The organism is Micromonospora psammae, assembly GCF_036902725.1.
In the GTDB taxonomy this organism is placed as follows: domain Bacteria; phylum Actinomycetota; class Actinomycetes; order Mycobacteriales; family Micromonosporaceae; genus Micromonospora.
The window spans coordinates 61,648-83,347 of the sequence record NZ_JBAKHM010000022.1; the positions used below are offsets into that span (position 1 = coordinate 61,648).

General features: G+C 75.9%; 19 protein-coding genes, 1 pseudogene and 1 riboswitch. Of the genes and pseudogenes, 11 read left to right on the forward strand and 9 right to left on the reverse strand.

Annotated elements, in window-relative coordinates:
• Positions 1 to 56: 56 nt before the first annotated feature.
• A riboswitch (cyclic di-AMP (ydaO/yuaA leader) is annotated at positions 57 to 187 on the forward strand.
• Positions 188 to 191: 4 nt separating this feature from the next.
• Positions 192 to 1,247, forward strand: a complete 1,056-nt coding sequence (locus V6U79_RS23230) for a coiled-coil domain-containing protein (RefSeq protein WP_334528698.1) — start codon at positions 192 to 194, stop codon at positions 1,245 to 1,247.
• 112 nt (positions 1,248 to 1,359) lie between these two features.
• On the opposite strand, the gene V6U79_RS23235 is transcribed toward V6U79_RS23230, so the two are convergent.
• The gene (locus V6U79_RS23235; RefSeq protein WP_334528701.1) at positions 1,360 to 1,809 is read right to left on the reverse strand and encodes an SRPBCC family protein; all 450 of its coding nucleotides are present in this window, start codon (positions 1,807 to 1,809) and stop codon (positions 1,360 to 1,362) included.
• 150 nt (positions 1,810 to 1,959) lie between these two features.
• Positions 1,960 to 2,322 carry an STAS domain-containing protein gene (locus V6U79_RS23240; protein ID WP_334528704.1) on the reverse strand — a complete coding sequence of 121 codons (363 nt, stop codon included), beginning with the start codon at positions 2,320 to 2,322 and terminating at the stop codon, positions 1,960 to 1,962.
• A gap of 340 nt (positions 2,323 to 2,662) precedes the next feature.
• Here V6U79_RS23240 and V6U79_RS23245 point away from each other — a divergent pair, with 340 nt between their 5' ends.
• Positions 2,663 to 2,806 (forward strand): hypothetical protein, encoded by a 144-nt coding sequence (locus tag V6U79_RS23245; protein ID WP_334528707.1) that lies wholly within the window; start codon positions 2,663 to 2,665, stop codon positions 2,804 to 2,806.
• 130 nt (positions 2,807 to 2,936) lie between these two features.
• Entirely contained in the window at positions 2,937 to 3,341 is a 405-nt protein-coding gene (locus tag V6U79_RS23250; RefSeq protein ID WP_334528710.1) for a hypothetical protein, read from the forward strand.
• A 94-nt stretch (positions 3,342 to 3,435) separates the two neighbouring features.
• On the opposite strand, the gene V6U79_RS23255 is transcribed toward V6U79_RS23250, so the two are convergent.
• Positions 3,436 to 5,172, reverse strand: coding sequence for a hypothetical protein (locus tag V6U79_RS23255; RefSeq protein WP_334528713.1), 1,737 nt, complete (start codon positions 5,170 to 5,172; stop codon positions 3,436 to 3,438).
• Positions 5,173 to 5,370: 198 nt separating this feature from the next.
• Here V6U79_RS23255 and V6U79_RS23260 point away from each other — a divergent pair, with 198 nt between their 5' ends.
• Both V6U79_RS23260 and V6U79_RS23265 read left to right on the forward strand, forming a co-directional pair.
• Positions 5,371 to 6,051 (forward strand): BON domain-containing protein, encoded by a 681-nt coding sequence (locus V6U79_RS23260; protein ID WP_334528716.1) that lies wholly within the window; start codon positions 5,371 to 5,373, stop codon positions 6,049 to 6,051.
• Positions 6,052 to 6,207: 156 nt separating this feature from the next.
• A complete protein-coding gene (locus V6U79_RS23265; RefSeq protein ID WP_334528719.1) occupies positions 6,208 to 6,756 on the forward strand; it encodes a DsbA family protein in 549 nt (182 codons plus the stop codon).
• Between the two features lie 68 nt (positions 6,757 to 6,824).
• On the opposite strand, the pseudogene V6U79_RS23270 reads toward V6U79_RS23265, so the two are convergent.
• Positions 6,825 to 9,612 (reverse strand): annotated as a pseudogene (locus tag V6U79_RS23270) (helix-turn-helix transcriptional regulator).
• Between the two features lie 116 nt (positions 9,613 to 9,728).
• Between V6U79_RS23270 and V6U79_RS23275 the strand changes: the two are divergent.
• The 3 genes from V6U79_RS23275 to V6U79_RS23285 are packed head-to-tail and all read left to right on the forward strand — an operon-like array spanning position 9,729 to position 12,552.
• On the forward strand, positions 9,729 to 10,169 hold the full coding sequence (locus V6U79_RS23275) for a hypothetical protein (protein ID WP_442933352.1): 441 nt from the start codon (positions 9,729 to 9,731) through the stop codon (positions 10,167 to 10,169).
• Positions 10,166 to 11,341: a zinc-dependent alcohol dehydrogenase gene (locus tag V6U79_RS23280; RefSeq protein WP_334528722.1), complete on the forward strand. Its 1,176-nt coding sequence runs from the start codon at positions 10,166 to 10,168 to the stop codon at positions 11,339 to 11,341. Before V6U79_RS23275 ends, V6U79_RS23280 begins: the two co-directional genes overlap by 4 nt.
• Positions 11,342 to 11,370: 29 nt before the next feature.
• The gene (locus V6U79_RS23285; RefSeq protein WP_334528725.1) at positions 11,371 to 12,552 is read left to right on the forward strand and encodes a saccharopine dehydrogenase family protein; all 1,182 of its coding nucleotides are present in this window, start codon (positions 11,371 to 11,373) and stop codon (positions 12,550 to 12,552) included.
• A gap of 4 nt (positions 12,553 to 12,556) precedes the next feature.
• Here the strand turns inward: V6U79_RS23285 and V6U79_RS23290 are convergent, their stop codons facing one another.
• The gene (locus V6U79_RS23290) at positions 12,557 to 13,237 is read right to left on the reverse strand and encodes a lysophospholipid acyltransferase family protein (RefSeq protein ID WP_334528728.1); all 681 of its coding nucleotides are present in this window, start codon (positions 13,235 to 13,237) and stop codon (positions 12,557 to 12,559) included.
• 89 nt (positions 13,238 to 13,326) lie between these two features.
• Between V6U79_RS23290 and V6U79_RS23295 the strand changes: the two genes are divergently transcribed.
• The 3 genes from V6U79_RS23295 (at position 13,327) to serS (ending at position 16,713) form a co-directional block, all read left to right on the forward strand.
• On the forward strand, positions 13,327 to 13,944 hold the full coding sequence (locus V6U79_RS23295; RefSeq protein WP_334528731.1) for a TetR/AcrR family transcriptional regulator: 618 nt from the start codon (positions 13,327 to 13,329) through the stop codon (positions 13,942 to 13,944).
• 46 nt (positions 13,945 to 13,990) lie between these two features.
• Positions 13,991 to 15,073 (forward strand): DNA polymerase III subunit beta family protein, encoded by a 1,083-nt coding sequence (locus tag V6U79_RS23300; RefSeq protein ID WP_334615837.1) that lies wholly within the window; start codon positions 13,991 to 13,993, stop codon positions 15,071 to 15,073.
• Positions 15,074 to 15,426: 353 nt separating this feature from the next.
• Positions 15,427 to 16,713: a serine--tRNA ligase gene (serS, locus tag V6U79_RS23305; RefSeq protein WP_334615809.1), complete on the forward strand. Its 1,287-nt coding sequence runs from the start codon at positions 15,427 to 15,429 to the stop codon at positions 16,711 to 16,713.
• Here the strand turns inward: serS and V6U79_RS23310 are convergent.
• From V6U79_RS23310 to V6U79_RS23325, 4 genes are read right to left on the reverse strand one after another with little or no spacing between them, the layout of a single operon-like run.
• Positions 16,697 to 17,653, reverse strand: coding sequence for a cytochrome c biogenesis CcdA family protein (locus V6U79_RS23310; protein WP_334528737.1), 957 nt, complete (start codon positions 17,651 to 17,653; stop codon positions 16,697 to 16,699). The genes serS and V6U79_RS23310 overlap by 17 nt on opposite strands.
• Positions 17,653 to 18,285: a TlpA family protein disulfide reductase gene (locus V6U79_RS23315; protein ID WP_334615810.1), complete on the reverse strand. Its 633-nt coding sequence runs from the start codon at positions 18,283 to 18,285 to the stop codon at positions 17,653 to 17,655. Before V6U79_RS23315 ends, V6U79_RS23310 begins: the two co-directional genes overlap by 1 nt.
• Positions 18,286 to 18,311: 26 nt before the next feature.
• Positions 18,312 to 19,778, reverse strand: coding sequence for an NADH-ubiquinone oxidoreductase-F iron-sulfur binding region domain-containing protein (locus V6U79_RS23320; RefSeq protein ID WP_334528743.1), 1,467 nt, complete (start codon positions 19,776 to 19,778; stop codon positions 18,312 to 18,314).
• Positions 19,775 to 21,454, reverse strand: a complete 1,680-nt coding sequence (locus V6U79_RS23325; protein ID WP_334615811.1) for a hypothetical protein — start codon at positions 21,452 to 21,454, stop codon at positions 19,775 to 19,777. Before V6U79_RS23325 ends, V6U79_RS23320 begins: the two co-directional genes overlap by 4 nt.
• Positions 21,455 to 21,700 lie beyond the last annotated feature (246 nt).

Consider the following 21,700-nt stretch of genomic DNA (forward strand, 5'->3'; position numbering starts at 1 on the left):
CCCGTACCGGTAGGCTCGGCCCCGGCCTCCGCCCGGCGGCGCCCCAACGGTGCCGGCGGTGGCCGTCGCCTAATCGCCCGCAGGGGCGAGCCGGGGAACCATGTTCCTGGGGTGTATCCGCGTCAGCGGTAGGGATCTTCCGTCCCGAACCCGTCAGCTAACCCGGTCGGCGGCTGACGGAAGGGATGTGCATGCACGTACGAAAGACCACCGCGCGGCTCGTGGCCGCGGTCGTCGCGACGCTCGCGCTCGGCGTGTCGTCCGCGCCGATCGCCTCGCCGGCCACCGCCGCACCGACCACCCGGCTCGCCGCCCCCGACGACGAGGGCGGCACCCCCGCGCTCCGCGCCCAGCTCGAGACGGCCAGCAAGGGCTGGCTCGACGCCAAGGCGGCGCTGGAGCGCTCGACCAAGCGCCAGCAGGAGCTCAACACCCAGCTCAAGACCGTCGAGTCGGAGTTGACCGTGCGCAGCGGCAAGGTCGGCGAGATCGCCGGCGTGGCGTACCGCACGGGCCGGCTCGGGCCGATGTCCGCGCTGCTCAACAGCTCCAGCCCGGAGGGCTTCCTGGACCGGGCCGCGGCGCTGGAGACGGTCGCCACCAACGAGGACCGGGAACTGCGCGACCTGCTGCGCACCCGCGACGAGGCCAACCGCACCCGCGCCGAGCTGAACAAGGAGATCGTCGAGCAGCGCAAGCAGATCACGGTGATGGCCAAGCGCAAGCAGCAGGCCGAACGGGCCCTCGCCGTGGCCGCCGCCGACAAGCCCGCCGCCACCAGCGGCGGCGGCTCCGCCCGGGGCACCTCCACGTCGAACGCCAAGGCGGCGCCGCGCAACCCGGACGGCTCCTGGCCGTCCGAGTCGTGCAGCGTCAACGACCCCACCCCCGCCAACGGCTGCATCACCCCGCGCACGCACAACGCGCTCAAGCAGGCTCAGGCCGCCGGCTACACCCGGTACGTCTCCTGCTACCGCCCCAGCGGCTCCGGCGAGCACCCGAAGGGCCGGGCGTGCGACTTCGCCGCCCAGAAGAACGGCTTCGGCGGGGACGCCACCGGCGGCGACCGGACGTACGGCAACAACCTGGCGGCGTACTTCATCCGCAACGCCGACCGCCTCGGCGTCCTGTACGTGATCTGGTACCGCCAGATCTGGCTACCCAGCAGCGGCTGGAAGTCCTACAGCGGCGCGAACGGCGACCCCTCCAGCGACCACACCAACCACGTACACCTCTCCATGTACTGACCCCTGCCCCCGGTGTGGATCATGCGGTTGTGGTGCGGTGCGCAAGCCCCGTAGCGGGGCGGGGACGCCCACCACACCTGCATGATCCACCCGCGGGGGTGGTGGGGTCAGGTCAGGGGGTGTCGGGGGTCAGGGCGGGGCCCAGGCGGGTGGCCAGGGCCAGGTGGGCGGCGCGGGCCTGGCGGAAGGCGTAGCCGAAGAGGGGGGCCGGGGCGGCCAGGGTGATCTCCACGTCGATCCGGAGCACGCCGGACTCCTCCCGCAGCCGGGTGTGGTTGCGGACCGTCGTGCCGGGCTGCTGCCGGGCGACCGTGACGATCTCGTCCTCGGTGACCACCAGGACGTCCGCCTGGTAGGTGACCGGGAAACGCAGCGGGCCCAACTCCAACCGGTCGGTGATGGCGTAGCTGGCCCGGGCGCCGGGGCGGGCCGGCAGCCGGCGCACCCGGACGATCAACGGATGCAGCTCCCCCTGGCGGGCGGGGTCACTCAGCAGCGCCACCGCGTCCGCGCGCGAGCAGCGTGCCTGCACCGTGTAGCTGAACGTCTCCCGCCGGACCACCGCGCCTCCCCACCCTCGTCGGTCGCCCGATCGTCCCAGTACCGGGGAGGACTGGCAACGGGGACCCGCCGCGGGGCCGGGACACCACCCGCACGGTGTACGTCGCGGTGGTGAGGCGAGGCCGACCCACGGCAGTGGAGGCGGCGCCGGTCAGGCGCCGGGAAGGACCTCCGGGGTCGCGTGGCCGGCGAAGTAGGGCTCGGGGGCGCCGAAGAGGCCGAGCAGCCCGGTGACCCAGAGCTGGCGGTGCACGAAGCGGCTCGGCTCGGTGACCACCAGCTTGACGCCGCTGACCTCGGCGGTCTGGAACCCGGCCACCATGGCGCTGATGCCGACCGAGTCGATGAAGGTGACGAGCCGCATGTTCAGCTCGATCCGGGACGGCAGCCCCTTGGCGAGCACCTCGGCGATGGCCTCCCGCACTTCGTACGCGGTGTCGACGTCGACCTCACCCCGCGGGGCGATCTCGATGACACCACCCGGCATGACCGACTTCACGATCGACAGGCTCACGCGAGCACCTCCACTCGCCCGTCCACGGGCGCCTCATCAGTACGCGGGCCGCGACCGAGAGTATTCCCCCAACGGCCTCGGTCGCCACCCCTCGGGATGAGCAATTCGCGGATCCGGACCGACCGGGCCACCCTGTTCGGCATCGTTCCTGGTTCCGTCCGCTCCGGTGAGCGACCGATCCGGGCCGCTCCAACCGTCCCAGGGTACCGGGCGCCGTCCACCCGGTTCCCGATCCGGTCGCTGCGGGCGAGCCCCCTGCCGCCCGGCGCGGGCCCGGCCCGGGTTGCCCCGGCCGCCTAGCCTCGGCGGGAGAAGCGTCACCACGACGAAGGGACGTTCGATGATCAAGAAACTGCTCGGCCTGGCCGGTGTCGGCGCGCTGCTCGCCCTCGTGCTGGCCTGCGGCTTCGGCGGCGGGGGCGGGGACGACGACGATGACGACGACGATTTCGCCCGCGCGACCGCGGTGGTCGTGGTCCGCTGAGGGCACGGCGTGAGTTTGCGGCGCGGCCCGGCTGGGCACTGGCGAGTGTGAGCGGACCATGACGCGCGCCGCAGATGACGTCGAAGTCCGAAGTGGCCGCAGGCTTCGGCACCCCGAGGAGGTAACCACGATGTTCGGCAGCAACCTGCTGGAGCGCCGCAGCAAGCCGGAGCGGATCGCGGACCAGGCATGGCAGCACCTCGTGTCGGCGGTCGGCTCGGCCGGCGACAGCGTCCGGGACGCCGCGAAGTCGGTCCGGGGCGGCGGCCCCGGCCTCGGCGACGCCGGCGACCTGGTCGGCTCGGCGGCCGACGAGGCCCGGCGCCGGGCGACGCTGGCCTTCGACGCGCTGGCCGGACGCCGACCCGCCCTGCCCTGGACCCTGCTGATCAGCGCCGCGCTGGTCGGCGCCGCGATCGGCTGGGCCGCCGGCACCGCCGCGCGGGCCGCCGGCAGCCGTGACAGCCGGGCCGTCGACGACATCGAGTTCGTCGACGTGGACCGGCCGAACTCGCCGGTCGGCCTGGACGGCTGACGCTTCACCGCACGGACACGCCCCGGCCGACGGACCAGTCGGCCGGGGCGTGTCGTGTTCCCGGGCCGGCACCCCCGACCCCCGCTCCTGAGACTCAGTCGAGGTGGAAGACGATCCCGTCGCCGACCACCGTGCGCCGGATCCCCAACCCGTCCACCGGCCGGTCCCCCGCCCCGCGCCAGCGGGTGTCCGCGGCGTACCCGGGCAGCAGCACCACCGTGCGCACCCCCGCCGCGCGCAGGTACCCGACCGAGCCGACGTCCGGGAAGGTGGCGCTGGCCGCCCTGATCCGCTCCTGCGACTCGGGAGTGAACGAGGCGAGACCGTTGACCACCCGGGGGAACCCGTCGGTCGACCAGAGCATCACGTGGAACTCGCGGGTCCCCTCGCTGGGCAGCACCAGGGCCGGGCCGGTCAGCCCGCGCAGGGCCACCGGCTGAGCCGGCACCGGCACGTGCGGGGTGCGGTTGACCCCCTCCAGCAGCACCAGCGCCACCGGCAGCACCAGCACCAGCCGGGTCGCCCGCCCCCACCGCCCGACCGGCCCCGCCGCCGGCTCCCGGACGGTCAGCGCCCCGGCGGCGAGGACGCCGAGCAGCAGCGTGGTCCAGAGCACCAGCCGGCCCGGGGTGCGGATGCCGTCCCAGCCCGGCGCGTACCGCACCAGCGTCACGTAGCCCGGATCGCCGTCACCGCCCAGCGTCGTGCCGGCCGCCAGGGCCACGCTGACCAGCACCCCGGCGGCGAGCGCGATCCGGTGCCGGACCCGCCAGGCGGAGAAGACCAGGCCGGCCAGCGCCAGGCCGATCAGCACCACGCCGGGGAGCAGCGTCATCTCACCCGGGAAGCCGAGCGCCGCCCGGGCCGTACCGTGCCGCTCACCCCAGAGCCAGGACTGCGGCGGGGCGGTCAGGAAGCCGATCGGCGGCGGGGAGAACATCGCGATCTGGGCGACCGTCCGCCGCCCGGCCGGATGGCGGGCCACCACCTCGAAGTAGGGCGCCGCCATCAGCAGGGTCACCCCGACGAAGCCGACGACGCCCGCCAGGTCGGCCAGGAGCAGGCCGCGCGGGACCGCCGGCCGGGCGCGGCGCCGCCACCAACGCCAGCCGAACCCGGCCACCACGGCGAGGCAGAGCAGACCCAGCACGTACGCGAAGGGCAGGCCGATGCCGAAGCCGAGGGTGACCTGCCAGGCGGCGACCGCCCAACCGCCGGCCGCCCAGCCCGGCCGGACACGGTCCGGCCGGTGGCCGTGCCGCAGCGACCAGCCGTGCCCCCGGGCGAGCATGGCCAGCGCGAGGGCGATCCCACCGACGCAGAGCACGTGCAGGTGCCCGGCCTGGGCCAGCTTCCAGGGCGCGTACGCGAAGGACGCCCCCGCCACCGCCGACCCGGCCCGCCCGGCCCCCAGCTGCCGGCTCAGCGCGTACGCCCCGACGAACGCCAGCGCGTGCACCAGCACGTAGAGCAGGTTGTAGCGGACCACCGCCGCGACCGGCCCCTCCCCCACCATCGCGAACGGGGCGAAGCCGAGCAGGGTGTCGGAGTAGGCGTAGGTGTACGGCTCGGGGAAGAACGTGTTCGAGTGCCACACCCGCGCCGGGTCGGTCCGCAGGGCGTGCCCGCCCCAGGCGATCTGCCACGCCTGCAACGTCGGGTCCCCGGTGTCCTGCGGGATGGTGCTCGCCGGGTGACGCAGCGTCGGCCAGGTCAGCGCCGCGGCCAGGGCGAGGGCGGCGAGCCCGACGAGGCTCCACTCGTGCCGGGCCACCCGCCACGCGCCGCGGCCGACCCGCCGGATGACGACGGCGGAACGCTCACCCCTCACCCGCACGCTCCTCCCTCGCCGCTGGCCAGATCGTGCCCGAGCCAACCCCCGGTTGTCGACGCCCGACCAGCCGGCCCGCCGTGGCGTGCCCCGGGTCACCCGGCCGGGGCGAGGGCGGCTCACCCCGGCCGGCGGCAGCATCGCGCTCGGCGGGGGCGTACGCCCGCCCCGTACCGCATCCCGGGAAGGAGCGCACGCATGGCCACCGCGACCACCGTGACCCGTACCGACCAGGACATCCAGACCGACGTGCTCGACGAGCTGGCCTGGGACCCCCGGGTGAGCCCCACCGACGTCGGGGTCACCGTCGCCGAGGGGGTGGTGACGCTGACCGGCTGGGTGGACAGCTACGCCGCCAAGTGGGCGGCCGAGCGGGCCGCGCACCGGGTCACCCGGGTCCGCGCGGTCGCCAACGACCTCACCGTCCGGATCACGCCCTCCGCCGAGCGCACCGACCCGGAGCTCGCCGCGGCGGCCGGCCGGGCGCTGGAGTGGGACGCGTTCGTGCCGGTGGAGAACCTGGAGGTGACCGTCGCCGGCGGGTGGGTGACGCTGCGCGGCGAGGTGGAGTGGGAGTACCAGCGCCGGGCCGCCGAGCGGGTGGTGGGCCGGTTGACCGGCGTGCGCGGGGTGAGCAACGGCGTCACCGTACGGCCGGCCACGCCGCCCACCGGCGAGGAGCTGCCCGACCGGATCGTCGACGCCCTGCTCCGCAGCGGGGCCGCCGAGCCGGACCAGGTCACCGTCCGGGTGTACGGCGACACGGTCCTCCTCGACGGGCTGGTCCGGTCGGTGCCGGAGCGGGACGCGGTGGAGCGCGTCGCCTGGTCCGCCCCCGGCATCCGGGAGGTGCACAACCACCTGACGGTGGCCCGCTGAGACCACCCGGGCCGGGTGAACCGCGCTCACCCGGCCGGGCGGGAAGGTGGGAGACATGACTGATTCCGACGGGCTGATCCGACCCGGGCGCCGGGCCCCCGAGTTCGCCCTGCCGGCCACCCCCGACGGTCGACGGGCGCGGAGGGTGGTGGCCGGATGAGCACGCCGCTACAGGTCACCGCGAAGCTGCGGGTGCCGGTGACCGAGGCCGACCACGTGCGCGGGCCGGTGGACGCTCCGGTCACGGTCGTCGAGTACGGCGACTTCCAGTGCCGCTTCTCGGGGGCGGCGTACCCGAACCTGGTCGAGGTGCTGCGCCAGCGGGCGGAGACGGTCCGGCTGGTCTACCGGCACTTCCCGATCGCCAACGTGCACCCGTACGCGGAGCACGCGGCCGAGGTGGCGGAGGCGGCCGGCCGGCGGGGCCGGTTCTGGGAGATGCACGACTGGCTCTACGAGCACCAGGACCAGCTGGACCCGGTGCACCTGTCGCTCGGCGTGGAGCAGCTCGGCCTGCCGCAGGACGAGCTCGGCGCGGAGGTCGGCCGGCAGGCGCACGCCGACCGGGTCCGGCACGACTTCGTGGGGGGCATCCGCAGCGGGGTGAGCGGCACCCCGACCCTCTTCGTCAACGAGCTCCGCCACGAGGGCGGGTACGACCTCGCGGAGCTGCTCGCCGCGGTGGACGCCGCCGCCTCCGCCTGACCGGTCCCACACCGCCCACCGCCCCGACCCCGGCGGTGGGCGGTCGCGCCGCGGTGGCGACGGGCCGCTCAGAGCAGCCGCAGCTCCCGGGCCCGCCGGACCGCCTCCCGCCGGCGGGTCGCGTCGAGCTTGCGGTAGATGTTGCGCACGTGCGTCTTGACGGTGTTGACCGACAGGGACAGCTCGCTGGCGATCTCCACGTTGGACAGGATGCTCTGCAGGTAACGCAGGATGGTCAGCTCCCGCTCGGTGAGCGGCTCGTCCAGCGCCCCGCCCGGCCCCGTCGGCACCCGCTCGGGCGGCTCGTCGGCGCCCTGTACCAGCTCGCTGACCGTCGGCCAGTGCGCGGTGCCGGAGTCGAGGTGGGTGGCGAGCAGGTCCCGCACCACCGGCTCGGCGCGGGTGAACACCCGCCGGTAGCCCTCCGGCCCGGCCAGGTCGAGCACCCGCTCCAGCAGCCGTCCGGCCCGCCGCTCGTCGCCGCCGCGCCGGGCCAGCACCGCGTCGAGCACCCCGGCGCCGAGGCGGACCGGCAGGGGCCAGCCCTCGGCGGCCGGCGCGTCCCAGGCCGGCAGCGCGTACCCGGCCGCCCGGACGTCGCCGGCGCGCAGCTCCACCCGGGCCAGGGCGAGCGCCAGCACCGGCGGGGCGTCGGGTTCCCGGGCCCGGTCGGCGAGCAGCCGCCGGGCCGTGTCCACGTCGCCCTGCTCGCCCCGCAGGTCGCCTTCGAGGGCGAGCAGCCGGTCGGCGATCTCCCCGCCGGTGAGCTCAGCCCGGGCCCGGGACACCACCTGGGTCGCCGCGGCCGGCTCCCCGGCGTCGCGCAGCAGCGCCGCCCGGCACAGCGCCGCCGCGGCGGCGACGGTCGCCGTAGCGCCGACCGGGCCGGTGAGGGCCAGGTGCGCGGTCGCCTCCTCCGGCTCGTCGCGGTGCAGCGCCACCAGGGCGAGCGCCAGGTGCGCGTGGGCGCAGTCGGCCCGCCCCGACCAGCCCTGGCAGGGCGGCATGCCCAGCGCCTCCCGGGCGGTCCGCTCGGCGGCGCGCAGCTCACCGGCGAGGGCGTGCAGCAGCGCGAGCCGGGACACGCAGACCAGCGCGGTCCGCGACCGGCCGGTCCGCCGGGCGGCGGCCAGCGCCGCGCCGAACCGGGCCGCGGCGGCGCGCAGGTCGCCCTCGGCGAGATCGACCAGACCGAGCGCGGTGCCGGCCACCGCGCCCACGTCGGAGTCCTCCCCGGTACGCGGGTCGGGGTCGGTCGGCTCCGCCCCGCCGGCGGGCGGGCCGGTCGGCGGCCCGGCTGCCGGCTCCGGTCCGCCGGCCGGACCGCGGGTGGCGAGCAGCCGGGCGGCGGCGGCGCGTACCTCCCCGTGGTCGCCGGCGAGCCGGGCCAGGGTGAGTTCCAGCGCCACCGCCAGCCGACGGAACCGGTCCCGGCGCGGGGCGGGCAGCCCGCCGGCCTGCCCGACCGCGTCCCGCAGCCGGGTGGCGGCGGCCTCCCCGTCGCCCGCGTACCCCCGCTCGGCCGCGCACGCCAGCGCCAGCTCCGGGTCCCGCCGGACCGCGTCCACCGGCGGCGCGGGAGGCGGCGGGCCCGGCGCGGCCTCCCGCTCGTACGGGGTCAGCTCCGGCCATCGGGTGAGCAGCAGCTCGGTGGCCCGGTCCCACTCCCCGGCGGTCAGCGCGTGCCGCAGCGCCTCCGCCGGCCGGTCGTGGCCGGCGTACCAGGCGGCGGCCCGCAGGTGCAGGTCGCGCCGGTCGTCGTCGGCCAGCCCGCCGAACTCCTCGCGGAGCAGGTCGGCCAGGAGCGGGTGGGGCCGGTACCAGGGCGGGTCGCTGTCGTCGCGGTCCAGGAAGCCGCTCTCCCGGGCCAGCCCGGCCAGCACCTGCCCACCGTCGCCGCGGCCGGTCAGCGCGTCGGCAAGGTCGGCGCGGACGGCGGACGCCACCGCCGTACGGCGCAGCAACTCCCGGGCCGACGCCGGCAACCCGCCGAGCACCTCTGTCCGCAGGTACGCGGCGACGTCCGGGTGGTCACCGCCGAACCGGGCCGCCCAGCCCTCCGGGTCGGGGCGGTCCCGGGCGGCCAGCGCGGCGAACCGCAACCCGGCCGGCCAGCCACCGGTGCGTTCCCGCAACCGGCCCACCGCCGTCGCCGGCAGCGGGGCGCCGTGCGCGACCAGCAGGTCGGCCACCTCGTCGTCGGTGAAGGCCAGCTCGTCGGGGCCGATCTCGGTCAGCTCGCCGGCCAGCCGCAGCCGGTGCAGGGCCGGCGGCAGGTCGGTGCGGACGCCGACGACCAGCCGCAGCCGCCCGTCGGCGTGCCGCAGCAGGAACTCCAGCCCGGTCAGCGCGTCGTCGACCCGGTGCAGGTCGTCGAGGACGAGCAGCACCGGCCGCTCCCGGCCGGCCAGCGCCGCGGCGAGCGGCTCCAGCTGGTCGGGGCCGTCGTCCGGTGCGCCCGGCGGCGGCCCGGTCTCCCCCACCGCGCCGCGCAGCGCCGCCACCAGGTACGTCCAGAGCCGGTCGCCGGTGTCGCCCACCTCCACCGAGACCCAGGCCGGTCCGGGTGGCGGGGCCGCCCGCGCCCAGGAGGCGAGCAGGGTGGTCTTGCCCCAGCCGGCCGGGGCGCGGACCAGGGTGACCGGCCCGGTGACGCCGGCGTCGAGGCGGCCGGCGAGCCGCGGCCGGAACAGCACCGGCTCGGGCAGCGCGGGCGGGGTCAGCCGGGACGCGAGCAGCGGTGCACCGGCCTCGGCGATCCCGTTGCTGCTGCGCTGCTGCGGCATCCGTCCCACCCCCGTCGGCGCCGTTCCTCCCCCTGGCCCGGCGGCGGTTACCCGGACCGGACCGGTTCACCCCTTCCGGGGGAACCGGTTTCACCCGGGTCGCGCCGAGGCTGGTGGCACGTGGGCGACCGGCCGCGCGGAACCGGCCGCCCGTTCGACCCGGCGCGGGAGGGGCGGGTGGTACGGATGGGAAGGCTCACCGGTGGCGTACTGGCCCTGGCCGCCGCGGCGCTCGGGGCTGCCGCGCGGCGCGCGGTGGTCGTACCCGGGCGGGGTTGGCCCCGCGCGGCGGGTGCGGACCCGCGACCGGCCCGGTGGCAGGTGGTGACCGTGGACCGGCCGGCGGCGGAGGTGCTGCCCGGCGGCCGGTGGCCGGAGCCGCTGCGCCGGCTGGACGGCGCCGTGGAGGTGCACCTGCGGCCGGCGCCCGGCGGGCGCGGCACCGAGCTGGCCGCCCGGCCGCTCGGCGGGGTGGCCAGCCCGCCCGGCATGGCCGCGCACCTGGTCGGCGACGACCCGGGCCTGTTCCTGCGCGACGTGCTGCGCCGGGTCAAGCAGCTCGCCGAGACCGGTGAGCTGCTGCGCGCCGACCGGTCCCCGCCGGACGGCCGGGTGGTCCCCGGATGAGGGCGCTCTGCTGGGAGGGCGTCGACTCCCTCGCGGTACGCCAGGTGCCCGACCCGGAGCTGCGCAACGCCCACGACATGATCGTCCGGGTCCGGCGCAGCGCCACCTGCGGGGCCGACCTGCCGCTGCTCGGCGGCCGGCTGCCCTTCCTCGCCGCCGGTGACGTGCTCGGGCACGAGTTCCTCGGCGAGGTGGCCGAGGTCGGCCCCGAGGTACGCCGGCACCGGGTCGGCGACCGGGTGGTGGTGAGCGCCGCGATCGCCTGCGGCAGCTGCTGGTACTGCCGCCGCGGGCTGCACTCGTGCTGCGACAACGGCGGCACCGCCCCGGCGGTCACCGAGTCGGCGTGGGGCCAGCCGACCGGCGGGTGCTACGGCGCTCCCCGGGCGATGGGCGGCTTCGCCGGCAGCCACGCCGAGTACGTCCGGGTCCCCTACGCCGACGTCGGGGCGTTCGCCGTCCCGGAGCCGGTCAGCGACGACCGGGCGGTCTTCGCCGCGGACGCTGCGCCGGCCGGCTGGATGGGTGCCGAGCTGGGTGAGGTGCGCCCCGGGGACGTGGTGGCGGTCTGGGGGGCGGGCGCGGTGGGGCAGCTGACCGCGCAGGCCGCCGCGCTGCTCGGCGCGGACCGGGTGATCGTCATCGACCGGCACCCCGAGCGACTGCGGATGGCCGAACGGCACGCCGGCGCGGAGACGCTCAACTACGAGCAGACCGACGTCCCCGCCGAGCTGCGGGAACGCAGCGGCGGGCGGGGCCCGGACGTCTGCGTGGAGGCGGTCGGCGCGGACGGCTCCTCCCCGACGCCCCCGTCGTTGGCGCAGCGGTTCGCCGGCCGGCGGGCTGGCCCGGTCGATGATCCGTTCGCCGTCCGGGAGGCGGTGCACGCCTGCCGCAAGGGCGGCACCGTCTTCGTCTCCGGCACCTTCAGCGGCTTCGTGGACACCTTCCCGCTGGGCGCGGTGATGAACAAGGGGTTGACCCTGCGCAGCGCCCGCCAGCACGGGCAGCGGTGGATCCCGATGCTGCTGGACCGGATGGCCCGCGACGAGCTGCGCACCGAACACCTGGCCACCCACCGTCTCCCGCTGGAGCAGGGCGCCGCCGGGTACGAGCTGTTCCGGGACCGCGCGGACGGCTGCGTACGCGCCGTCTTCACTCCGCACGGGTGATCGCCGGTCGTGGATGGCACACTCGGCGGATGCGTGACGACCGCTCGTACGACATCGTCCTGTTCGGCGCGACCGGCTTCACCGGGGCGCTCACCGCCGAGTACCTGGCCCGACACGCCCCGGCCGACCTGCGCTGGGCGCTGGCCGGGCGGAACCGGACCAAGCTGGCGACGGTCCGCGACCGGCTCGCCGACATCGATCCGGCGCTGGCCGAGCTGCCGCTGCTCATCGCCGACGTCACCGACCCGGCCTCCCTGGACGCGGTGGCGCGCAGCGCCCGGGTGGTGGCCAGCACCGTCGGCCCGTACATCCATTACGGGGAGCCGCTCGTCGCCGCCTGCGCCGCCGCCGGCACCGACTACCTGGACATCACCGGCGAACCGGAGTTCGTCGACCTGATGTACGTGCGGCACCACGCCGAGGCGGTGCGTACCGGGGCGCGGCTGGTGCACGCCTGCGGCTTCGACTCGGTCCCGCACGACCTGGGCGCCTGGTACACGGTGAAGCAGTTGCCGCCGGACGTGCCAATCACCGTCGACGGGTACGTCCGGGCCGGCGGGCGGTTCTCCGCCGGGACGTACCACTCGGCGCTCACCGCGTTCTCCCGGACCGGCGAGACGAGCCGGGCGGCGAGGGAGCGCAAGGCGGTCGAGCCGCGGCCGGAGGGCCGCCGGGTGCGGGCGGTGCCCGGCAGGGTGGGCCGGTCGAGGGAGATCGGGATGTGGGCGGTGCCGCTGCCCACCATCGACCCGCAGGTGGTCCGCCGCTCGGCGGCGGCCCGCCCCGAGTACGGCCCGGACTTCCGCTACCGGCACTTCGCCGCGGTGAAGCGGCTGCCGACGGTGCTGGTCAGCGGCGCCGGGCTGGCCGGCCTGGTCGGTCTGGTGAAGCTGCCGCCGACCCGGCGTTGGCTGCTCGGCCGGCTCTCCTCCGGCCAGGGGCCGACCCCCGAGCAGCGGGCGAAGTCCTGGTTCCGGGTCCGCTTCGTCGGCTCCGGGGGCGGCCGGAAGGTGTTCACCGAGGTCTCCGGCGGCGACCCCGGGTACGACGAGACGGCGAAGATGCTCGCCGAGTCGGCGCTCTGCCTGGCCCTCGACGACCTGCCGCCCACCCGCGGCCAGGTCACCCCGGTCACCGCGATGGGCGACGCGCTGCTGGACCGGCTGGTGAAGGCGGGGATGACTTTCCGGGTGCTGGACGCGCCCCGCTGACCGGTCAGCCCGGCTCGTCGCCCGGTGGCGGGTTGTAGGTGTGCACCCGCTCCTGCCCGGAGAGGGCCGCGATGGCGTCCATGATCTCGTCGGTCACCTGGCGACGGGCCCGGGCCGAGCCGGCCATCCCCCGGTGCGCGGGGAACTCCAGCGGCCGGCCGAACCGGACCGCCGGCTGGCCGGTGCCGGGCAGCACCGCGGCCGGTGAACCGAGCCGGTCGGTGCCGGCCACCGCCACCGGCACCACCGGGGCGCCGGAGGCCAGCGCCAGCCAGGCCACCCCGGTCCGGCCGCGGTGGAGCCGGCCGTCGCGGGAGCGGGTGCCCTCCGGGTAGATGCCGAACGCGCCGCCGGCCTCGAGCACGCCGAGGGCGGCGTCGAGCGACGACTGGAACTCGCGGTTGGCGCCCCGCCGCACCGGGATGGCGCCGAGGCCGGTGAAGAACTGCCGACGCAGGAGCCCGGTGACGCCCCGGCCGTCGAAGTACTCCGCCTTGGCCAGGAACGCCACCGGGCGGGGTGCGGCCAGCGGGATGAGCACGCTGTCCTGGAAGGACAGGTGGTTGCTGGCGAGGATGACCGGGCCGGTGGCGGGGACGTGCGGTGCGCCGTCCACGGTGGGCCGCCAGGCCAGCCGCATCAGCGGGCGCAGCACGGCGCGGGCGGTGACGGCGGCTCGGGGCACGGCGGGTCTCCTGGGATAAGGGGGCTGCGGGCACTATAGCGAACGAACGTTCGGACGCTATGCCCCTTGATCGTGACTACACTGTGCCGATGAGTCCGCGCTCGTCCCTGGCCGAAGCAGCCCGCACCCGCTCCGCCATCCTGGCGCGCGGCGTCGCCGTCGCCTCGGTGGAGGGGCTGGCCGGGCTGACCATCGGCCGGCTCGCCGCCGACCTGGGGATGAGCAAGTCGGGGCTGCTCGGCCCGTTCGGCAGCAAGGAGAGCCTCCAGCTCCAGGTGGTCGAGGCCGCCGCCGACATCTTCTGGCGGGAGGTCTGGGAACCGGTGGCGGACCGGCCGCCCGGGCTGGCCCGGCTGGCCGCCGTCTGCGGCAGCTGGGTGGGCTACCTCGCCCGCCCGGCCTTCCCGGGCGGCTGCTTCTTCGTCGCCGCCGCCAGCGAGTACGACGACCGGCCCGGCCCGGTCCGCGACCTCGTCCTCGGGTACGCCGACCGGTGGCACCGGGAACTGCGCGATCAGGCCCGCCGGGCGGTGGCCGACGGTGACCTGCCCGCCGGCACCGACCCGGAGCAGCTGGTCTTCGAGCTGACCGGGCTCACCCTGGCCCTGCACCAGGCGCTGCGGCTGCGCCACGACCCGCACGCGGTGCCGCGCGCCTGCCAGGGCATGGCGCGCCTGCTCGGCGTCCCGGTCCACGCCGCGGCTTGACCCTCGACCAGGTTGAGACATCAGGATCACCGGCGTGGAGAGCGAACTGCGCAGCATCGGCGAACTGGCCCGGGCCAGCGGCCTGACGGTCAGCGCCCTGCGGTTCTACGACCGCTGCGGGGTGCTGACCCCGGCGCTGGTCGACCCGGTCACCGGCTACCGCTGGTACACCGACGAGCAGGTCGCGCCGGCCCGGCTGGTGGCCGGCCTGCGCCGGGTCGGCATGCCGCTGGCGGAGATCGGCACCGCGCTGCGGCACCGCGCCGAGCCGGCGGTGGTCGGGCGGCTGCTCGACGCGCACCTGCGCCGGCTGGAGGACGGCCTGGCCGACGCCCGCCGCGAACTCTCCCGGATCCGCACCCTGGTCGACCCCGAGGAGAACCCGATGACCACCCGACTCGTACTGTCCCGCGTGGAGCTGGCCGCCGCCGTGGACGCCGTCCGCTTCGCCGTCGGCGACGATCCCGAACTGCCGGTGCTGTCCAGCGTGCTCTTCGACGTCGCCCCGGGCGGCGTCGAGCTGGTCGCCACCGACCGGCACCGGTTGGCGGTGGCGCGTACCGCTGCGCGGGTGGACGGCCCGGCGGCGCGGGTGGTGGTCCCGGTGGCGGCGGTCGACGAGATCCGCGCGCTGCTGGACACCGGCGGCGGGACCACCGCGGAGGCGGAGCTGACGGTGGCCGGGGCGCGCGTCACCGTCACGGTCGCGGGCCACGACGTCACCACCACCGCCCTGCCGTACGACTTCCCCGACCACCGCCGGCTGCTGCGGCGGGCGGCCGGCGACCCGCCCGGCCGGCAGGTCCCCGTCGACGCGGCCGCCCTGCGGGCCGCGCTACGGCACGGCGGCGCCCCCACCGTCACCCGGGAGTACAACGGCGCACCGCTGGCGGTGACCGTGCTCGGCCTGGACGACCGGGACGGGTTGCGGCTGCTCGGGCCGGACGACCTGGCCGCGGACCCGGGCGAGCTGCGGATCGGGGTGAACGGCGGCTTCCTGCTCGACGCGCTGGACGCCGCCGGCGGTTCGCAGCTGCTGCTGGAGCTGGACGGCCCGATCGCCCCGCTGGCCATCCGCCGCCCCCACGACGAGGACGCCTTCTCCATCCTGATGCCCATCCGGCTCTGACCACCCACCCGGCGCTGCCGCTGCCCCGGCTCCGGCCCGCACCCCAGCTCTGGCTCCGCCCTTCGCGGCCGGCCGCTCCACCGCCGCGCCCCGCACCCGGCCGCGCATCTCGTGACGCGTGGTCACCGTCCGCCGGGTGCCAGAAAGGCAACGCCCCGATGGCCGGAGCGGCGACACGCGAGCCACCCGGCACTGCGACCGACGGGCACCAGACCCGGGGCGCCCCCGGCGAGCGCCGCCGCCAGGAGCACCAGCGGCGGCGGCTCTTCCGGGCCGGGCCGGGCGCGGGGGGCCGCGACGGTAGCATCTGTGGGTCCCACCTGAAGTCCCCGGACGGAGGCGTACGGAGCAGCATGCTCGACATGGAGTTGATCCGGAAGGATCGCGAGGCGGTGGCGACCGCGCTGGCGAAGCGTCTGGATCCCGCCGAGGTCAACCGGGCCCTGGACGAGATCCAGCGGCTCGACCAGGAGCGCCGCGCCCTGATCAGTGCGATCGACGGCGAGCGGCAGCGCCGCAAGGCCGAGGCGCGGGCGTACGCGCAGGCGAAGCGGTCCGGCGTCGAGCCGGAGGTCTCCGCGCCGGAGGCCGGCCGCAAGCAGCTCGCCGATCTGGAGTCCGAGCTGGACGAGGTGCAGTCCCGGCTGCGCACGACGATGAGCGAGCTGCCCAACCTCCCCGCCGACGACGTCCTGCCGGGCGGCAAGGAGGCCAACCGGGTGGTGAAGACCTTCGGTGCGCCGCCGGCCATCGAGAAGGTCCGCGACCATGTGGAGCTGAGCCGCGCGCTGGGCCTGGTCGACCACGAGCGCGGGGTCAAGCTCGGCGGCTCCGGCTTCTGGATGTACACCGGCATGGGCGCCCGGCTGGAGTGGGCCCTGATCAACTGGTTCATCGACGAGCACGTCAAGGCCGGCTACGAGTTCCTGCTCCCGCCGCACCTGCTGCTGGACACCGCCGGCTTCGCCGCCGGCCAGTTCCCCAAGTTCTACGACGACGTCTACCACCTGGACCGGGAGTCGGCCCCCCGCGGGCAGTTCCTGCTGCCCACCTCGGAGACGGCGATCCTCGGGGCGTACCAGGACGAGATCCTGGAGACGGCGAAGCTGCCGTTGAAGGCGTTCGCCTACACCCCGTGCTACCGGCGCGAGGCGGCCGGCTCGCACTCCGACGAACGCGGCACCGTCCGGGGCCACCAGTTCAACAAGGTGGAGATCTTCCAGTTCACCCTGCCGGAGCAGGCGGACACGGCGCTGGAGCAGATGCTCGCCCACGCCGAGAGCCTGGTCGAGAAGCTGGGGCTGCACTACCAGCGCACCCTGCTCTCCGCCGGTGACGCCAGCGCGTCGATGAAGAAGACCCTCGACATCGAGGTCTGGATGCCGAGCACCGGCAAGTACAAGGAGGTCTCGTCGGTCTCCTGGGCCGGCGACTACCAGGCCCGCCGGGCGGCCATCCGCTACCGCGAGCCGGGTGGCAAGCAGACCCGCTTCGTGCACACCCTCAACGGCTCGGCGCTGGCCACCAGCCGGCTCTTCCCGGCCATCCTGGAGCAGTTCCAGCAGCCCGACGGTTCGGTGCTGCTGCCGGAGGTGCTCCACGACCGGCTGGGCACGGACCGGCTCACGCCGGTCCGCTGACCGTTCCGGCGTCGGCGGGGGTCGGGTTTCCCGGCCCCCGCCGCGTCGTCTCCGCCGCCGGCTCCCGGTCCGCCCCGGCCGCCGCCGCAGCGGCCGGGGACCTCCACCGCGCCAGGGGCGTCGGCAGGCGACCCCCGGCCAGCAGGAGGAGGGCGAGCAGGGCGACGGCGAGGACGGCCGGGCCGGCCGTGTCGAGGGCCGTGACCAGGGCCTGCTGGACCCGGGCCGCGCCGGCCACCACCGGGTCGCCGAAGGCGTCCCGCCGACCCTGGGCCAGCCGGACCTCGTACCAGCCGTACCAGGCGACGTAGCCGCCGGCGAGCAGCAGCACCAGGCCGCTGAGCCGGGGCACCCACGCGCCGGCGCCCCGCAGCCGGGCCACCACCCGGCCGCGCAGCAGCGCCACGGCGAGCGCGGCCACCGCGACCACCAGGCCCATCCCGATCGCGTACGCGACGAAGAGCGCCAACCCGCGCAGCGTCGAGCCGGCCTGCACGCTGGTCACCACGATCGCCAGGAACGGGGCGATGGTGCAGGTCAGCGACGCCAGCGCGTACGCCATGCCGAACAGCGCCATCGACGCCCAGGAGCGGGTCAGCCGGGGCGCCCGGGTGAACCCGCGCGGGCCGGGCAGCCGCCGGCCGGCCAGCAGCCAGCAGCCGAGCGCCACCAGTCCCAGCCCGAGGGTGAGGGTCAGCCAGGGCAGCCGCGGCCGGAGCCAGCCGCCCAGCGGCGCCAGGGCCAGCCCGAACGCGCCGAACACCACGACGTACCCGGTGGTCAGCCCGGCCGCGGCGGTGAGCGCCCGGCCGACCGCGCCGCGGGTGTCGGGCGCGCCGGCGACCAGCAGCGACAGGTACGCCGGCAGCATCGCGAAGCCGCACGGGTTGACCGCGCCGAGCATGCCGGCGGTCAGCGCGAGCAGCAGCGGAGTGGTCATCAGCCGGCCAGCGCGGCGACCCGGCGGCTGAGGTCCTCGCCGTCCAGGAAGCCCTGGTGGATCAGCTTGCCGTCCCGGTCGACGATCAGGAAGGTGCTCTGCTCGACCACCTCGAAGCGGCGCCAGAGCGCCCCGGCCCGGTCGTCGAGCTGCGGGGTGCCGGCCAGGTCGAACTCCCGCACGAAGTCCTTCATCGCCTTCTGCTCGCCGAGCCCGGCCACCCCGACGATCGGCACGGTGTCCCGGTACTTCGGGGCGAGTTCGGCGACCGTCCACGCCTGGCTGGCGCAGGTGGCGCACCAGGGGGCCCAGAACCAGAGCACCACCGGCTTGCCGGCGAGGTCGGCGGCGGAGAACTGCGTACCGTCGAGGGTCCTGGCGGTGAAGCGCAGCGTGTCCGGCACCCGGGCCGGGGGCGACGCGACGGCGCTCGGCGTGGGGCCCGCCGGGGTGGCGCCGGCGGGCGACGCCGACCCGGTCGGGACGACGACCTCGGCGGACGGGTCGGCCGGGTCGGCGTCGACGGCGCAGGCCGTGCCGGCCAGCAGGGTGCCGGCCAGCGCGAGGGTGACGGCGGCCAGCCGCGCGGGCGGCCGTCCACCCCACCGGTTCCTCCGGTACGACGACCGCATCCGCGTCTCCTCTCGGTGGTGGTGCGCTACTCGGCCTTCGCCAGCCGCAGGGCGAGTTCGGGGCAGACCTTGACCGCCTTCATCGCGCCCTCCTTGAGCCAGGTCGGCACGGGGGTGGGCGGGAAGGCGGGGTATCCGTTGGAGTCGAGCCGGATGAAGTCCGGGACGACGTGCGCGCAGAGCCCGTGGCCGTCGCAGCGGGACCAGTCCAGGGTGAGCTTCTGCGGGTCGGCGTCGGGCGCGCCCGGGAGCCCCATGACGCCCCTGGTCCGCTTGCCGCACCCCTCGCCGGTGGTGTGCAGCCGCAGGTCCTCGGCGAAGACCTCCATCGCGGAGAGCGCGAACCGGGCCGTACCGTCGGGGTGGCTGCACGCGCCGCGGCCCTTGACGTTGCCGGCGGCGGCCCGGACGACCTCCACCGGCGCGCTGCCGGAGACCGCCAGGTCGAGGGAGCGGGCCAGGTCGGGCAGGCCCATCCGGCACGGCCCGCACTGGCCGGCGGACTCCCCGGCGAGGTAGCGGACGACCTGGGCGGCCTCGCCGAGTGGGCAGGTGTCGTCGCCGATCGGCACGATGATGCCGGCGCCGAGCGTGCCGCCGACCTTGGTGAGCCCCTTGCGGGACACCTCGGCCCGGTTTGCCGCGTCCTGGGTGATCCACTTGCCGTGGTAGCCGCCCATCAGGATGCCCGGTGAGTCCGGCACCTCGCAGAGGTCGAGGATCTCCCGCAGCGGGGTGCCGGCGGCGCACTCGACCACGGCCGGTCGTTTCGCGGCACCGGTGACGGTGAGCAGCAACGTGCCGGGCTCCTCGTCGGTGCCGAGCGCCGCGTACTCGTAGGGCCCGAGCCGCGCGGCGACGGCGAGCTGGGCGTACGTCTCGGCGTTGGAGAGCAGGGTGGGCAGCCCGCCGACGCCGGAGTCGCTGGAGCGCTTCTTGGTGCCGGGCGGGATGTGGGGCAGCCCGTTGATCCCGTTGACCAGCGCACCGCCCTCACCGGAGATGAACCGGTGCGGCACGGTGACGATGCTGGTCGGCACCGGCATCCGGCGCTCCTGGAGGGCCTCGGTGAGGGAGTCCCGGCCGACCACGTCGTCGGCGAGCCCGATCACGATCTCCTCGGCGTCCAGTGCGTACGCCGCCAGCGCGGCGCCGTCGAGGATCAGGTGCGGGGCCCGGGTGAGCAGCACCTTGTCCTTCCAGCTGGCCGGCTCCCCCTCGCTGGCGTTGACCACCACCACGGCGGAGAGGTTCTGCCGCTCGCAGGACTCCAGCACCGCCTTCAGCTTCCGGTGGAGCGGGAAGCCCGCGCCGCCCTTGCCCTTGAGCTGGATGGCCTCGGCCAGCCGGAGCAGGTTGCCCGGCTCCATCGGGCCGATCGGGCCGTGCACCTCCTCGTGCGCCAGCAGGTCGAGCCGGCCGAACTCGGCGAAGCCGGCGGTGAGCCGGGGCTCGCCGACGCAGGCCACCGGGGGCACCTTGGTCCGCATCACTTCGCCTCACCCCGCAGCCCGGCCCAGTACGCGCCGTCGACGGCGTCGGCGTCGGCCCGCCGGCGCTTGCGGCGACTGTCGCTGGAGGCCTTCAGCTTCCGGCGGGAGGCGAGGTCGACCAGGGTCGGGGTGTCGTCGACGGGCAGGTCGTCGGCGACGTAGCGGGCCGGCGGGCGCCAGTAGTCCGGCTCCTCCGGCACCTCCTCGTCGACGCTGTGCCGACCGGCTCCGCTGCGCGGGGTGGCGGAGATCGGCTCGGCGGAGACCGGCAGCGCGTTCTCCCAGCGGCGCGGGCTGTCCCACGGCTCCTCCGGCTCGGCATCCCGGGGTGGCGAGGAGTAGCGGGCGACCAGGTCGTCGTCCTCCCGTCGGGCCCGGCGTCCCACGGAGACCGGGGCGACGTCCTCGTCGGACCGGTACCGCCGACCACCGGAGACCGGGGCGACATCCTCGTCGGACCGGTACCGCCGACCACCGGAGACCGGCGCGACGTCCTCGTCCAGCCGGGACCGGCGGCCACCCGAGACCGGCGCCACGTCCTCCTCCGACCGGGACCGCCGGCCACCGGAGACGGGAGCGACGTCCTCGTCGCGCCGGCGGCGGCTCGACCGTTCCCCGTCCCGGCGCGCGGGCGGCTCGGCGTCGCGGCGGGCGGCCGGTTCCAGGTCGGCCTCACGGCGCCGGGCGGGTTCGGCGTCGCGGCGGCGGCCACCGCGGACGGGTTCGCGCAGGGTGCCCGGCTCGGGCACCACCGGCACGGTGAACCGCTCCGGGTCGCGCCGGCGGGCGGTGCCGGTGGGGGTGCTCCACGAGGTGGCGGTGGTCTCGGCCCAGCCGCCCCGGCTCTCCCGCTCCTCAGTCTCCGCCTTCCTGCGGCCGAGCCCGGCGAGCAGCGTCCGGCTCTTGCCCTCCTCGGTCGCCCGGGCCGTCATCGCCTTGTTCAGCACGGCGGCCTGGTGCTGCTCCCGGCTGCGCTTGCCGAGGTGGACCGAGAGCCGGACCAGCAGCGCCAGCACCACCAACAGCACGCAGACCAGGTAGCTCAGCGTCACCCAGGGCGCCGCGGCGCGGCCGGCGTTGAGCCCGTGGACCAGCGCGAACGGCCAGGAGAGGTACGCCATCGAGTGCAGCGCCCGCCAGACCCACTTCGGGCCGACGCCGGCGAAGCGGGCCCGGATGATGCCGGTCCAGAGCACGCTCACCAGGAGGAAGGCGGCCACGGTGCCGAGCCCGACGTAGAGCCCGCTGCCGCCGACGAAGGGCACCAGGGCGTCGGTGGGTCCGGCCCGCCCGATGGCGACCTTGGTGATGACGTGGAAGACCAGCCCGGCCACGCCGAGGATGCCGGTGGCCCGGTGCGCCGACTGGAGCAGCACCCGGTGCGGGATCTTCAGCACCAGCCGGTCGGTGGCGAGCAGCCCCATCATCACGGTGAGGCTGAGCGAGACCAGGGCCACCACCCCGGCGAAGAACTCGGTGAAGAAGAAACCGTACGCGTACATCGCCCCGCCGGCGCCGGTGAGTTCCACGCCCGCCCACAGCAGGGCGAGCGCGGACACGCTCAGCAGCACCACCGCGGGCTTGGACGGGGTCCGGACACCACGGCTGGTGCTGGTGGTCCGGACGGCCGGCCCCTTCTGGTTCTCCTTTGCCCGGGCCATCTGCTCCTCGATCATGTCTCACGGCGGCGCACCACCGGCCGACCCTGCTCCCTCATCCAGTACGGACGGTCGGCACGTACGGATCAGTGTGGGTGGGAATTTCTCGGGCGAACCGTCGAACCGTCCCGGTCCGGGGTGCGTGTAGCGCCCTACGCAACGATGCATATCCATCCGTTGACAGTCGCTGCAACACGCTTGTAATGTTGCCGAAAATTTTCAGCCTGACTGCAAGAACCCGTCAGCTGAAGCCCTCCCCCGCGC

Coding starts and splice junctions, on each gene's coding strand:
- V6U79_RS23230 (WP_334528698.1), top strand. CDS start 192: ATGCACGTACGAAAGACCACCGCGCGGCTCGTGGCCGCGGTCGTCGCG.
- V6U79_RS23245 (WP_334528707.1), top strand. CDS start 2,663: ATGATCAAGAAACTGCTCGGCCTGGCCGGTGTCGGCGCGCTGCTCGCC.
- V6U79_RS23250 (WP_334528710.1), top strand. CDS start 2,937: ATGTTCGGCAGCAACCTGCTGGAGCGCCGCAGCAAGCCGGAGCGGATC.
- V6U79_RS23260 (WP_334528716.1), top strand. CDS start 5,371: ATGGCCACCGCGACCACCGTGACCCGTACCGACCAGGACATCCAGACC.
- V6U79_RS23265 (WP_334528719.1), top strand. CDS start 6,208: ATGAGCACGCCGCTACAGGTCACCGCGAAGCTGCGGGTGCCGGTGACC.
- V6U79_RS23275 (WP_442933352.1), top strand. CDS start 9,729: ATGGGAAGGCTCACCGGTGGCGTACTGGCCCTGGCCGCCGCGGCGCTC.
- V6U79_RS23280 (WP_334528722.1), top strand. CDS start 10,166: ATGAGGGCGCTCTGCTGGGAGGGCGTCGACTCCCTCGCGGTACGCCAG.
- V6U79_RS23285 (WP_334528725.1), top strand. CDS start 11,371: ATGCGTGACGACCGCTCGTACGACATCGTCCTGTTCGGCGCGACCGGC.
- V6U79_RS23295 (WP_334528731.1), top strand. CDS start 13,327: ATGAGTCCGCGCTCGTCCCTGGCCGAAGCAGCCCGCACCCGCTCCGCC.
- serS (WP_334615809.1), top strand. CDS start 15,427: ATGCTCGACATGGAGTTGATCCGGAAGGATCGCGAGGCGGTGGCGACC.
- V6U79_RS23310 (WP_334528737.1), bottom strand. CDS start 17,653: ATGACCACTCCGCTGCTGCTCGCGCTGACCGCCGGCATGCTCGGCGCG.
- V6U79_RS23315 (WP_334615810.1), bottom strand. CDS start 18,285: ATGCGGTCGTCGTACCGGAGGAACCGGTGGGGTGGACGGCCGCCCGCG.
- V6U79_RS23325 (WP_334615811.1), bottom strand. CDS start 21,454: ATGATCGAGGAGCAGATGGCCCGGGCAAAGGAGAACCAGAAGGGGCCG.